This window comes from Nocardia higoensis, assembly GCF_015477835.1.
Lineage (GTDB): Bacteria > Actinomycetota > Actinomycetes > Mycobacteriales > Mycobacteriaceae > Nocardia > Nocardia higoensis_A.
Genome location: NZ_JADLQN010000007.1, coordinates 44,412 through 57,010, shown reverse-complemented (window position 1 = coordinate 57,010; position 12,599 = coordinate 44,412). Strand labels below are relative to the sequence as shown.

The following is a 12,599-nucleotide window of genomic DNA, read 5'->3' as shown; positions in this document are numbered from 1 at the left end:
GAGTCCGCGTACTCTGCGCGGCCGATCCGTTCAGGTCAGCGAGCGAATCCCGGCGATATCGAATTCCGCGACCGACGCTTCGCGTATCGCGGCACTCTGCCCGTCCTCGGGTCCGCTTCCGCGAAACGCCTCGACGTCCTCCCGCGTCGCCCACCGCTCGAACACATTGATCCGCCCGGAATCCAGCAGATCAGCGCTGATCGCGAAATCCAGGCAACCGCGCGCTTGCCGCGCCTGTTCCACCACCGGGACGCACCCGACCAGATACGCTTCCCGGCGCGCGGGATCGACCATGATGTGCCCGGCCACGACAACCATCGGCTTCTCCTCTCGACTCACTGCAGTCACCGGATAGGACGGGTCTCTGCCGCCGAACTCATCGGCCATCGCGGACAACTGTTGTGCGCTGTCTCGCCTCGTCGGCATCGGTGCCCAGCGACCGGCAGCGAGGTGCCCGAACCCCCGGGGTGCCGCTCATTCATCGCTCAGCGAGAACATTCCGGTAGCGCTGTGGCGGAACGTCCTCCCGCAGTGAATCCGGCGCGAACTCCGGCGTCGCGTCCGCCACCGGTTCAATCGCGGGGGAGGGTTTCGCTCTCGACGTCGTGCGCGCAGGACCATGTTGCGGACCATTCCCAGAGCGGTCGCAGCGCATCGCTGAGCTCGCGGCCCGAGATGGTGAGTTCATAGGCTCCTTTCGGCCCGTGTTTGTGCACCAAGCCCGCCTGCTGCAACTGCTGCAGCCGATTCGACAACATGCTGGACGAGCAGTTGCCCATGCTGCGGCGCAGCTGCAGAAAGCCCAGGGGACCCGGCGCCAGCTCCCAGATGACGCGCAGCGTCCAGCGCTGCCCGAGCAGATCGATCGCCGACAGGACGCGGGTGTGCGCGGGGGAGCTCGGGGAGCCGCTGTCCGCGTCGGTGTTTGCGCTTCTCATTTCGAAGCACCATATTTGGTTCTGAATCAGAAGCATCAGCGAGATGAGGGAGTGGCGCGATGACGGGTTCGGAGACAGTGGCGCGGCGGGTCGCCTTGGTGACCGGCGCCTCGCGGGGAATCGGCGCGGAGACGGCCAAAGGTCTGGCGGCGACGGGAATGCACGTCGTCGTCAACTACCGGGAGAAGGCCAGACGGGCGCAGGCGGTGGCCGACGACATCGTTGCCGCGGGTGGAAGCGCCTCGACGATCGGCGCTGATCTGTCCGACCGCGCGGCCGTGACCGGGATGCTGGGCGAGCTCGAACGCGACTACGGCCGATTGGACGCCCTCGTTCTCAATGCGTCCGGCGGCCTCGAACGCGACGCCGATCCCGGCTACGCACTGCGACTCAATCGTGATGCCCAGGTCCATCTGGCGACCGCCGCCCTGCCGCTGCTCGCGCCCGGTGGCCGCATCGTCTTCATCACCAGCCATCAGGCGCACTTCCACGGCACCGGCCGTCCGCTGCCGGACGGGTACGAGCCGATCGCGGCGAGCAAGCGGGCGGGTGAGGACGCCCTGCGCGCGCTGATTCCCGAATTCGCCCGGCACGCCGTGGGATTCACGGTGGTGTCCGGGGACATGATCGACGGCACGATCATCATCCGCCTGCTGGAGCGCCGCGATCCGGACGCCGTCGCCGCCCGTCGCACCGCGGGCCCGTTGCCCACCGTCGAGGATTTCGCCGCGACCGTCGTGCGGGCCGTCGATGCCGAGGTTCCCGAGGGGCACACCTACTACGTGGGCGGCGAGGACTACGTCGGAGCGCGGTGAGAGCCGGGGGCGCGAGAGTAGCGTGGACATCGGTCCGGTCCGTCCACGATCGCGGAGGCTGTCATGACTGTTCGAGCGGAATGGAACGGCGTCGTGCTCGCCGAGAGCGACGACACGGTGGTCGTCGAGGGAAACCACTACTTCCCGGCCGCCGCAGTGCGCTCGGAGTACTTCACCCCGACCGACACGCATACGGTGTGCCCGTGGAAGGGCACCGCCTCCTACTACACGGTGCGCGTGGACGGCAGTGAGAACCCGGACGCGGCGTGGTACTACCCGCAGCCGAAAGAGGCCGCCGCGCAGATCAAGGACCACGTCGCGTTCTGGCGCGGTGTCGACGTCGTCGAGGACTGAGCTCCGGCGGATTCCACCAGGTGGATCCGGTCGCGCAGCGCGCCACCGGTCGCGTGTCCTGTCGGTGCGTAGCCTGGCTTCATGAGCGAAAAGGACCAGATCCTCGCCGGGTTGGCCGCCCTGTCCGATGACGAGCTGGCTGCCGTCCTGCGCGCGGCTCTCGCCGACCGTCCCGCCTTCCATGCCGTGCTGGCCGCGCTCGCCGGGGTGACGGATAGCCCCGGTCGGGAAGAGCGGGAAGGGCACGAAGGGCTCGCCGAACACGAGACCATCCCCTGCGGCGATGGCCCCGGCGATGTGACCAGCACCACTTACCGTCCGGTGGGCGACCCGCCCAGCTCGGTATCCGACCAGGTCGGCGGCCCGCACTTCCCGAACTCGCCGGGTTTCCCGGCGTCCGAGGCGAGCGGGTACACGACCTCGGGAGTGCCCACCTTCGACACGGTTCGCGATAAGGTCGAGCGACGTTTCGGCACCGCGCAGGGCATGAGCGAACTCGATCGCCAGACCCTGGCGGGCCGTAGCGCAGACGAGCAATTCGCCGCGCGCGAGGAGGCCGCGCGTGCGCGCCTCGACCGCATTCGCAGGTCACTGCACGGCGAGGGCACCGACTGAAGTCCGTCATCCCGGCGGGCGCCCGACGACAGGGGTGGATGTCATGACCGAACCGCGCGCGATCGCCAAACGACTACTCGAGGCGCAGGTGGACTTCCTGCTCGCCGAGGTCGCCGGTGAGCGGTTCGCGGAGGTGGTCGCCCGCGATGTCGCCGACGTGCTCGCCGTCGCGGAGACCATCGGCTTCGGCGAGGTGGTCGCCCTCGAAGACGGTAAGCAGACCGTCGCCACCGTGGTGGATCTGATGGGCGGCAGCCCGGTGCTGGCCGACATGGTGGGCGTGTTCGCCGATGCCGTGTACGAGCACATCGCCGAGAACACCACCGACACCCTCGGCGAGGTCGTCGAGCGTGAACCGGTCGAGGCGCTGCTGGAGAAGGTGCTCGGCATGCACCAGGCCCAGGAGCGCATCCTGGACCGGCTCACCGAATCCCCGCTGGTGGCCACGGTCGCCGCGAAGTTCGTCGACAAGCTGATCAACGACTTCGTGCAGGCCAATCGCGAACGCGCCGAGAAGATCCCCGGCGTCGGCTCGCTGATGTCGCTGGGCCAGTCGGCGGCCAACCGCGCCAAGAAGGCCGCCGACAACACCTTCGTCGGCGACCTCGCGGGCAAGGGCGCGCTGTTCGCTCTCAAGCGCACGAACAACGCCATCCGCGAGATGCTGCGCGAGGCTCCCGTGCACTCGGCGGCCATGGAGTTCTGGGATCTGCACGCCGGCGAACCGGTCAGCGGCCTGCACGACTACCTGACGAAGAAGGACCTCAACGAACTCGTCGTGCTCTGCTACGAGGTCGCGGTCACCACCCGCGAGAAGGAGTACTTCGGCGAGCTCGTCGCCCAGTGCGTCGAGGTGTTCTACGACAAGTACCGCGACTACACCCTCGCCGCCATGCTGCCCGAACTCGGCCTCACCGCCGAAGATGTCACCGCCGAGATCCTGCGCTACGGCCCCGCCGTCGTCGAGGCAGCCAAGCGCGACGGTGTGCTGGCCCGTCTCATCCGCGAACGCCTCGAGCCGTTCTACAACTGCGACGCCGTCCTGAGCATCCTGGCCGACGCGGGCAAGTGAGCCCTACCCGCCCGGTGACGGCTACGCGCGGGACAGGACCGCGACGGGCAGCGTGCGGGTGGTCAGCGCCTGGTAGGTGGCGAAGTCCGGGTAGTGCCGGATCAGCACCTGCCAGCGCGCGTCGTATTCGGCGGGGTCGGTGACCACGCGGGCGTCGACAGTCCAGGATTCGGAGCCGACCTGCACCTCGGCGTGCCCGGCGGCGACGAGATTGTGCCACCAGTTCGGCGGCTCGGGATTGCCGCCGTTGGAGCCGCAGACGAGCAGGTCGTCGCCGTCGGGCACGTACATCAGCACCACCGGGCGCGGCTGTCCGGACTTCCTGCCGACGACGGTGAGCTTGAAGATGGGGCGACCCAGGAACTTGCCGAACCGGGTGCCGCCGAAGCGGGTGTAGAGGCGAGCATGCAGGCGGCTCTGCAGTTTGGCGAGGCCGGTCAGACGGGTACTGCCGAAGTGCGCCAGACGGCCGGTGCCGCTGAGTTTCGCCGGGGTGGCGTCGTCTGCCATGCGGATTCCTCGCAGAGTTCGGGTGTGGTGGATGTGCACAGTACCGGGTTGTCCCCAGGCGGAATACGGCCCGTGCGCCTGTGTGATTCTCTCGCGTCAGGGCCCCGTGACCGAAGGGCCCGGCAGTAGGGTCGAGCGCATGACCGAACCGCGGATCGAGACCGAACAGGACGCCACCCGGCCGCTGCGCGACGACATCCGTTTTCTCGGCGGCGTGCTCGGCGACACCATCCGCGATCACGAGGGTCCCGAAGTGTTCGACCTGATCGAACGGGTGCGCGTGGAGGCGTTCCGGGTCCGGCGGGAGGAAGTCGGTCGCAGCGCGGTCGCGCAGATGCTGCGTGATGTCGACATCGAGGTGGCGCTGCCGCTGATCCGGGCCTTCACGTATTTCGTGCTGCTGGCGAACCTGGCCGAGGATATCCAGCGCGATCGCCGCCGCGCCGTGCACGTCGCCGCGGGTGAGGCTCCACAGGACTCCTCGCTGGCCGCCACGTACCGGAAACTGGACGCTGCTGCGCTGGATGCGACCACGGTGGCCGATCTGCTCTCCGACGCCTTGGTGTCACCGGTCATCACCGCCCACCCCACCGAGACGCGCCGCCGCACCGTGTTCGACGCGCAGACCAGGATCACCGAACTGATGCGCAGACGGCAGTGGGTGAGCGACCCGCGCGAACGCGACGAGGTGGAACTCGGCATCCGCAGGCAGATCCTGTCGCTGTGGCGAACCGCGCTGATCCGGCTGGCGCGCTTGCGGATCCAGGACGAGATCGCCGTCGGCCTGCGCTACTACGACCTGACACTGTTCGACGTCATCCCGGCCATCAATGCCGAGGTGCGGGCCGCCCTGCGCTCGCGCTGGCCGGAGGCAGGTCTGCTCGAGCGGCCCATTCTGCGTCCGGGGTCGTGGATCGGCGGCGACCGTGATGGCAACCCGTTCGTCACCGCCGACGTGGTACGTCACGCCGCGAGCCAGGCCGCGGGGGTCGCGTTCGGCCGGTATCTGCGCGACCTGGTGGAACTGGAGAAGACGCTGTCCCAGTCGGCCCGGCTGGTCTCGGTGTCGCCCGAGGTCGAAGCCCTGTCGGCGGCGGGTCACGCGGACCCGGCCGCCTACAGCGACGAGCCGTATCGCCGCGCGTTGCACCGCATCAGGGTTCGCCTGTCGGCCACCGCCGAACGCGCCCTCGGCGCCACACTGCCGGACTCGGCGACCGGCCCGGACCCCGAGCCCTATCCCGGGCCGCGGGCATTCCTCGCCGACCTCGAGGCGATCGACGCCTCGCTGCGTGCCTCCCGCGACGACCTGCTCGCCGACGACCGTCTCGCGGCGCTCCGGCACGCCGTGGAGACATTCGGCTTCCACCTGCAGGGCCTGGACATGCGGCAGAACTCCGAGGTCCATGAGCAGGTCGTTGCCGAACTGCTGGCCTGGGCCGGTGTGCACCCCGCCTACGCCGATCTCGACGAGGACGCCAGGGTGGAGTTGCTCTCCGCCGAATTGCGCACCCGCAGGCCACTTCTCGGCCCGCACGCCCGGCTGAGCGAGCTGGCCACCAAGGAGATCGGCATCCTCCGCGCAGCCCAGACGGTGGTGGACACCTTCGGCACCGACGCTGTCCCGAACTACATCATCAGCATGTGCACCTCGGTCAGCGACATGCTCGAAGCGGCGCTGCTGTTGAAGGAGGGCGGACTGCTCGATCCCGGCGCAGGCGATGCGGCCACGCATCGAGCAGGAGGGAGCGACACGATCACGCCCGGCGCGGGCGCGGGCGATGCGGGTGCGCGGCCGGTCGGCGCGGACGGAAACACGACCGGTTCGCGCTGTTCGGTGAACATCGTGCCGTTGTTCGAGACCATCGAGGATCTCGCGGCGGGCGCGGCCACGCTCTCCGCCGCGCTGGACGTGCCCGTCTACCGGGAGCTGGTGGCGGCGGCGGGCATGCGCCAGGAGGTCATGCTCGGGTATTCCGACTCCAACAAGGACGGCGGCTACCTGGCCGCGAACTGGGCGCTGTACCGCGCCGAACTCGATCTGGTCGAGGTGGCGCGCACGACCGGGATCAAGCTGCGGCTGTTCCACGGTCGCGGCGGTACGGTCGGTCGCGGTGGCGGTCGCAGCTACGACGCCATCCTGGCCCAGCCCGCGGGCGCGGTGCGCGGTGCGCTGCGGCTCACCGAACAAGGCGAGGTGATCGCCGCGAAGTACGCTGAAGCCGGTACCGCCCACCGCAATCTGGAATCGCTGATCGCGGGAACTCTGGAATCGACCCTGCTCGATGTCGAGGGGCTCGGCGCCGACGCCGAACCCGCCTACGCGCTGATGGACGATCTCGCCGCGCGGGCGCGGGCGGCATACTCGCGCCTGGTGCACGAAACGCCCGGCTTCGTCGAGTACTTCCGCCAGTCCACCCCCATCGCCGAAGTCGGCGACCTCAACATCGGCAGCCGACCCGCCTCCCGCAAACCCACCAACTCGGTGGCCGACCTACGGGCGATCCCCTGGGTGATGTCGTGGAGCCAAGCCCGCGTCATGCTGCCCGGCTGGTACGGCACGGGCGCCGCCCTGGAGGAGTGGGTCGGCGGCGACCCGCGACGGCTCGCCCGCCTCACCGACCTCTACAACCGCTGGCCGTTCTTCAAGACCGTGCTGTCGAACCTGGCGCAGGTGATGGCCAAGAGCGATCTCGACATCGCCGCCCACTACGCCGAACTCGTCGAGGACGAGCAGTTGCGCGAGCGGATCTTCGGCATGATCACCGAGGAACACGCCCGCACCTTGCGCATGCACGCCGCCATCACCGGCCACGACCAACTCCTCGCCGACAACCGCTCACTGGCCGAGTCGATCCACAACCGCTTCCCCTATCTCGAACCCCTCAACCAGATGCAGGTGGAACTGCTGCGCAGGCTCCGCTCGGGGGAGGACGACGAACTGGTCAAACGCGGGATCCTGCTCACCATGAACGGGCTGGCGACCGCCCTGCGCAACTCGGGGTAAGCGATGATCGACACCGCCGCGGTCGCCGCTCTCGCCGATCGCGTGCTCGGCCCCGAACACAAAAGCCTCCCACCGGCGGCCTGGGGGCGCACCGTACGGCAATTCCTCGCGACGGCACCGGGTCTCGCCGCTTTCCAGACGCCACTGATGACTCTGGACCGCTCCGCACTGACGCACAACACAGCGGTCATGGGGGAGTGGGCGGCCGAGGCGGGCGTACGCCTGGCGCCGCACGGCAAGACGACGATGGCTCCGCAACTGTGGGCCGATCAGCTGGCGGCAGGGTGCTGGGCGATCACCCTCGCGACGGGCTGGCAGGTCCAGGTGGCCCGCGCGTTCGGTGTGCGCCGAATCGTGCTGGCCGACACCCTGCTCGAGCCGATCGCGCTGCACTGGCTGGCCGGGGAACTGGCACGCGACCGGGACTTCGAATTCTATTGCTGGGTGGATGATCCGGTCGGTGTGCAGATCATGGACCGCTGTCTGGCGGATGCGCCCGAGCGGGTCGAGGTGAACGTCGTCGTCGAACTCGGGGCTCCCGGTGGACGTACCGGAGTGCGTTCGGTGGCCGCCGCCCATCGTGTCGCCGAAGCGGTGCTGCGCTCCCGGCACCTGCGCCTGGCCGGCGTGGGTGGTTACGAAGCCGCGCTCGCCGGCAACCGCGAGCCGTCGAGTCTTGCCGCGGTCGCCCACTACCTTTCCGAGCTGGCCCGACTGCACAGCGAGATCGCCGATTCGGGCGGATATCCCGGTCCCACCATCGTCACGGCGGGCGGCAGCGCGTACCAGGATCTCGTCATCGACCACCTCGCGGGACTGGCCGACGAAACCGGCGCACGCGGCGTGCCCACCACCGTCGTCCTGCGCTCCGGCGCCTACCTCGTCCACGACGACGGTTTCTACGCGGCCATCTCACCGCTCACTCCCGATCGCGCCCGGCGTCCCCTGCGCGCGGCCATGCACGGCTGGGCCCGCGTGATCTCGGCTCCGGAACCGGGACTCGCTCTGCTGGACGGCGGCAAACGCGACTTCCCCTACGACCTGGGACTGCCTGTCCCGCATTCGATCCCGGGTTCGCGGATCAGCGCGTTCAACGACCAGCACGCCTTCCTGCGCTTACCCGCCGAGGCCACAGGTCCCCCGCTCGGCTCGATCGTGCGGCTCGGTCTGTCGCACCCTTGCACCGCTTTCGACAAGTGGCGCCTCATCCCCGTCATCGACGACGCCACCGTTGTCGAGCCCACCGTCGTCGACCTGGTTCATACGTTCTTCTGAGACGAGGATCCGCACGGTCGACCGCGGCAGGTCGGTGCGGCGATCGACAGGTGGTCACTGCTCTTCGCTGCGCAGACAACGGGGCGATGGCTGCCGCGTTCGCGATGGTCATCGGTCGCGCGGCTCGCGGCCGGCCCGGCCGGTGCGCAGGACGCGGCCTGCGCACCGGCATCGCGGCGGAGGCGGCGCCGACCCCGCTGTGCGTGGTCGCGGGCCTGGAAGGCTCGCGTGAGTGCCGCGGTGTCGTCAGTCGAGCAGGGCTCGCACGATCCGCTCCAGATCCGGCTTCGGATCGAAGCCCTCGGCGGGACACACGACCGCGCGCAGCGTCACCCCGTCGAGATAGTCGACCAGCAGTGCGGCCGCGGATTCGTCGCGGCCCACCCCGCGCACCAGTTCAGCCGCCCAGGCCGTCAGCCGCTCCCGGCCACGCAGCACCGACGCGCGTGGGCCCTCGGCGTGGGCGTCCAGAAAGAGGGTGTAACGGGCCAGGGTGCGGACGCGGTCGGTGGTGACGGCGTGGCGGACGAAGGCGGCCACGGTCTCGGTGAGCTGTTCGACCGTGGTGGGTACCGGGACGCGGCCCAGGGTGGCCCAGTCGAGGTGATCGCGCTCTTCCAAGCGTTCGGCGATCCCGCTCAACAGGGCGTCGCGGGTGCGGAAATAGTTGGAGCAGGACCCCGACGGCAGCCCCGCCTCCTCGTCGACCGCTCGGTGCGTCAGGGCCCGCGAGCCGCGCGAGCCCAGGAGATCGATGGCGGCGTCCAGGAGTCGTTCGCGGGTCGTCGGCACGCGCCGATACTACGCCGGTAGTGATAGTTACTACAATTGTTGTAGAAACACTACAGAAGTAGTAGCTTCGGGAGTGGCCGTACAGTGGCCCTCACGGACGGGAGAAACGACATGCCCCAGGTGACCGTCGTCGGCGCCGGAATCGGCGGATTGGCGACCGCGATCGCGTTCACCCGCATCGGCTGGCAGGTACAGGTGCTCGAACGCGCGCCCGCGCTCACCGCCCCCGGCGCCGGACTGTCGTTGTGGCCGAACGCGTTACGCGCTCTCGATGCCCTGGGGATCGGCGACCGGGTGCGCGCCCGTGCCCGCGAAGACGGCTCGGCCGGTATTCGCGACAGCCGCGGCGCCTGGCTGTCGAAGTTCGACGTGGCTGCCATGAAGGCCCGCTACGGCCTGCCGATCATGGTGCATCGCGCGGATCTGCTCGACATCCTCCGCAACGCGATCCCGGCCGGTTCGATCCGCACCGGCGTCACCGTGGGCGAGGCTCGCCGTGATGGCACCGTCACGCATTCGGCGGGGGAATCCCGCGCCGACCTCGTCGTCGGCGCCGACGGCATCAACAGCGTCGTGCGTCGCGCCGTCGTGGGTGCGGTCCGCCCGGTCTACGTCGGCTATACCGCCTGGCGTGTGATCGTCACCCCGACGCACCCGACCGCCGATCTCGGCGAAACATGGGGTCGGGGGCTGCGCTTCGGTTACGCCGCCCTCGCCGACGACCGGGTCTACTGCTTCGGCGTCGCGAACAGACCCGAAGGCGCGCCGAGCGCCGGTCTGGCCGAACTGCGCGAACTCTTCGCCGGCTGGCACGACCCCATTCCCGCCCTGCTCGCCGCCGCCGACCCCGCCGCCGTCCTGCACCACGACATCTACCGCCTGCCCGACCTGAGTACCTTCGTCGCCGGTCGTATCGCCCTGCTCGGCGACGCCGCCCACGCCATGAGCCCCAACCTCGGTCAAGGCGCTTGCCAGGCACTCGAGGACGCCGTGGTGCTGGCTCGCATCGCGGACGACAGCGGCGACCTCACCCGTTACGACCGTGTCCGCCGCCCGCGTACCAGGATGATCGCGGCCAGAGCCGACCGCCTCGGCACCGTCGGCCAGCTGTCCGCCCGGCCCGTGGTGGCCGCCCGTGACGCGGTCATGCGCCTGACCCCGCCTTCGGCCCCCTTCCGCGCCCTGGCGCCGATCGTGGACTGGAAGCCCTGAATGCCGGAATTGCGGCCGGGAATCGGCCGCAATAGTTCCCAGCACGATTCTCTCCGCCGGACTGCTCGCCTGGATCGCCGACATGTACCACCGCTGGACGAACCCCGCCATCACCCTGCCCGAGGACGCCGTCGGCCGCGACGCCCTGCTCACCGACGTCAGCCTGTACTGGTTCACCGGCTGCTTCGCCTCATCGATCCGTCTCTACGGCGAGGGCGAGGCATGAGGCGCGGCAGGCGAACCCTCCGAGGTGCCCACCGCGGCGGCCGTCTTCCCCGGCGACATGTCCATCCGCGCGATCGCCGAACGTCAGCACAGGATCGTGCGCTGGACCGAGTACGAGCGCGGCGGCCATTTCGCGGCTCTGGAGGCGCCGGATCTGCTGGTCGACGACGTCCGCGCGTTCTTCCGCACTCTGCGCTGAGTCCCGCTCACCCGATCGGCGACAACTGCGTCGACACCGTCCGTGTGTGTGAAACCGTGCCGCGCTCGCCTCCCGGTGGGCTGGGAGACGAGCGCGGCCCGGCAGTACGGCGGTGCCGTCGCAGCCGAATCACGCCGCATGCCTCACCTCACTTCCGCCAGAACAGGTGATGCGTGACCCCACTCGGGCTCGGCACCTTCTCCAGGTGGAATCGATCGGTCAGTTCCTCGGGCGATTCCCAGAGCTTCACACCGGAGCCGAACCGCACCGGCGAGACCGCCACGTGCAGGGCGTCGACGAGGTCGGCGTCGAGAAACTCCCGGATGGTGGTGACGCCGCCACCGAGGCGCACGTCCTTGCCCTGTGCGGCTTCCTTCGCCTGGGCGAGGACGGTGGCCGGCTCGCCTCCGACGAAGTGGAAGGTGGTGTCGGAGAGGGTGATCGACGGCCGGGGATGGTTGGTGAGGACGAATACCGGCGTGTGGAACGGGGGTTCCGCACCCCACCAGCCCTGCCATTCGTGGTCTTCCCAGGGGCCGCGCTGGAATCCGAACTTGTTGCGGCCCATGATCTCCGCGCCGATATTGTTCGTGAAGTCCCGGGTGAAGTAGTCGTCGAGGCCGCGGCTGCCGCCGGGATCGGTGCGGTTGGGCCAACTGGCGGTGGCGCCCGCCCAGGCGAACATGTCGCCGGGGTCGAGGCCGAACGGGCTGTCGAAGCTCTGGTTCTCCCCGGCGGCGATCCCGTCGCTCGAGACAGTGAAATTCTGGACTCGCAGTTGTTGTGGCACTCGTTTCTCCTGAACGACGCGATGGTTGACGAAGAAGAGACGCCGCAGGGGAGCAGAATTCATCGCCGGATCCGGTGATCCGCCCGACATCGGACTTGACCTTGACACGATGTCAGGGTCTCGAATGGTCGGCGAAGGAGGTGGTTGTCGTGAACACAACCCCACACGCTCAGCTCGCCGAGGCGCTGGCCGCGGCCGACGAGTCGGTCCGGCTGCGGGCCGCCTTGGCCGCGGGTACCGATCCCGATCCGGGTCTGACGGAATCGTTGATCGCCCGGTGCGCCCTCGAACCGGACTTCTTCGTCCGCGACATGCTGACCTGGGCGTTGTGCAGGATCCCTGCCGACGTCACCGTGCCGAGACTGATCGAAGAGCTCGGCTCCGGCTCGGCACAGGCCCGCAGCCAGGCGCTGCACACACTGTCCAAGATCGGGGACCCGCGCGCCTGGCCGTCGGTCTCGGCACAACTGCACGACAAGGACGACGAGGTGGTGCGCAGCGCGTGGCGGGCCGCGGTGGCCCTCGTGCCGGTCGGGCAGGAAGCGGTTCTCGCGGCCGAACTCGTGCCCGAACTCGGCAAGGGCGACCGGGACAGGCAACTCAGCCTGAGCCGGGCGTTCGCCGGACTCGGTGAGGAAGTGTTGCCTGCACTCGAGCGGGCGGCCTCACATCCCGATCCGCTGGTCCGCGCGCATATGGAGGCCACGAAACAGCTCGTGCACGATCCCGAGAGCAGTTTCACCTTGTCGGTCGAGCTGGCCAAGCGCGTGGCGATCACGGGTTCGCAGAGCTAGG

The 12,599-nt window shown here is 69.2% G+C and carries 15 protein-coding genes; 10 read left to right on the top strand and 5 right to left on the bottom strand.

Annotated elements, in window-relative coordinates; all coding sequences use genetic code 11:
• Positions 1 to 30: 30 nt before the first annotated feature.
• The gene (locus tag IU449_RS25495; protein ID WP_195004703.1) at positions 31 to 318 is read right to left on the bottom strand and encodes a putative quinol monooxygenase; all 288 of its coding nucleotides are present in this window, start codon (positions 316 to 318) and stop codon (positions 31 to 33) included.
• A 254-nt stretch (positions 319 to 572) separates the two neighbouring features.
• Positions 573 to 938: a winged helix-turn-helix transcriptional regulator gene (locus tag IU449_RS25490; protein WP_195004702.1), complete on the bottom strand. Its 366-nt coding sequence runs from the start codon at positions 936 to 938 to the stop codon at positions 573 to 575.
• A 59-nt stretch (positions 939 to 997) separates the two neighbouring features.
• Here IU449_RS25490 and IU449_RS25485 point away from each other — a divergent pair, with 59 nt between their 5' ends.
• From IU449_RS25485 to IU449_RS25470, 4 genes are all read left to right on the top strand, one after another.
• The gene (locus IU449_RS25485) at positions 998 to 1,753 is read left to right on the top strand and encodes an SDR family oxidoreductase (RefSeq protein WP_195004701.1); all 756 of its coding nucleotides are present in this window, start codon (positions 998 to 1,000) and stop codon (positions 1,751 to 1,753) included.
• Between the two features lie 63 nt (positions 1,754 to 1,816).
• Complete coding sequence (locus tag IU449_RS25480; protein WP_195004700.1) at positions 1,817 to 2,107, top strand: DUF427 domain-containing protein; 291 nt, start codon at positions 1,817 to 1,819, stop codon at positions 2,105 to 2,107.
• 81 nt (positions 2,108 to 2,188) lie between these two features.
• The gene (locus IU449_RS25475) at positions 2,189 to 2,722 is read left to right on the top strand and encodes a hypothetical protein (protein WP_195004699.1); all 534 of its coding nucleotides are present in this window, start codon (positions 2,189 to 2,191) and stop codon (positions 2,720 to 2,722) included.
• 43 nt (positions 2,723 to 2,765) lie between these two features.
• On the top strand, positions 2,766 to 3,794 hold the full coding sequence (locus tag IU449_RS25470; RefSeq protein ID WP_195004698.1) for a hypothetical protein: 1,029 nt from the start codon (positions 2,766 to 2,768) through the stop codon (positions 3,792 to 3,794).
• A gap of 21 nt (positions 3,795 to 3,815) precedes the next feature.
• Here the strand turns inward: IU449_RS25470 and IU449_RS25465 are convergent, their stop codons facing one another.
• Entirely contained in the window at positions 3,816 to 4,304 is a 489-nt protein-coding gene (locus tag IU449_RS25465) for a nitroreductase/quinone reductase family protein (protein WP_195004697.1), read from the bottom strand.
• Between the two features lie 139 nt (positions 4,305 to 4,443).
• Between IU449_RS25465 and ppc the strand changes: the two genes are divergently transcribed.
• Together ppc and IU449_RS25455 are read left to right on the top strand one after the other, a co-directional pair.
• Entirely contained in the window at positions 4,444 to 7,311 is a 2,868-nt protein-coding gene (gene ppc / locus IU449_RS25460; protein ID WP_195004696.1) for a phosphoenolpyruvate carboxylase, read from the top strand.
• A 3-nt stretch (positions 7,312 to 7,314) separates the two neighbouring features.
• Complete coding sequence (locus tag IU449_RS25455) at positions 7,315 to 8,586, top strand: amino acid deaminase (RefSeq protein ID WP_195004695.1); 1,272 nt, start codon at positions 7,315 to 7,317, stop codon at positions 8,584 to 8,586.
• 246 nt (positions 8,587 to 8,832) lie between these two features.
• Here the strand turns inward: IU449_RS25455 and IU449_RS25450 are convergent, their stop codons facing one another.
• Positions 8,833 to 9,378, bottom strand: a complete 546-nt coding sequence (locus tag IU449_RS25450) for a TetR/AcrR family transcriptional regulator (RefSeq protein ID WP_195004694.1) — start codon at positions 9,376 to 9,378, stop codon at positions 8,833 to 8,835.
• A 111-nt stretch (positions 9,379 to 9,489) separates the two neighbouring features.
• Here IU449_RS25450 and IU449_RS25445 point away from each other — a divergent pair, with 111 nt between their 5' ends.
• The 3 genes from IU449_RS25445 to IU449_RS25435 all read left to right on the top strand — a co-directional run bounded on the left by IU449_RS25445 (position 9,490) and on the right by IU449_RS25435 (position 11,014).
• Positions 9,490 to 10,590, top strand: coding sequence for an FAD-dependent monooxygenase (locus tag IU449_RS25445; RefSeq protein WP_195004693.1), 1,101 nt, complete (start codon positions 9,490 to 9,492; stop codon positions 10,588 to 10,590).
• A gap of 82 nt (positions 10,591 to 10,672) precedes the next feature.
• The gene (locus tag IU449_RS25440; protein WP_195004692.1) at positions 10,673 to 10,816 is read left to right on the top strand and encodes a hypothetical protein; all 144 of its coding nucleotides are present in this window, start codon (positions 10,673 to 10,675) and stop codon (positions 10,814 to 10,816) included.
• A 24-nt stretch (positions 10,817 to 10,840) separates the two neighbouring features.
• Positions 10,841 to 11,014: a hypothetical protein gene (locus IU449_RS25435; RefSeq protein WP_195004691.1), complete on the top strand. Its 174-nt coding sequence runs from the start codon at positions 10,841 to 10,843 to the stop codon at positions 11,012 to 11,014.
• 148 nt (positions 11,015 to 11,162) lie between these two features.
• Here IU449_RS25435 and IU449_RS25430 read toward each other — a convergent pair whose 3' ends face one another.
• Positions 11,163 to 11,804: a dihydrofolate reductase family protein gene (locus IU449_RS25430; protein ID WP_195004749.1), complete on the bottom strand. Its 642-nt coding sequence runs from the start codon at positions 11,802 to 11,804 to the stop codon at positions 11,163 to 11,165.
• A gap of 140 nt (positions 11,805 to 11,944) precedes the next feature.
• Between IU449_RS25430 and IU449_RS25425 the strand changes: the two genes are divergently transcribed.
• Positions 11,945 to 12,598 (top strand): HEAT repeat domain-containing protein, encoded by a 654-nt coding sequence (locus tag IU449_RS25425; protein ID WP_195004690.1) that lies wholly within the window; start codon positions 11,945 to 11,947, stop codon positions 12,596 to 12,598.
• Position 12,599 lies beyond the last annotated feature (1 nt).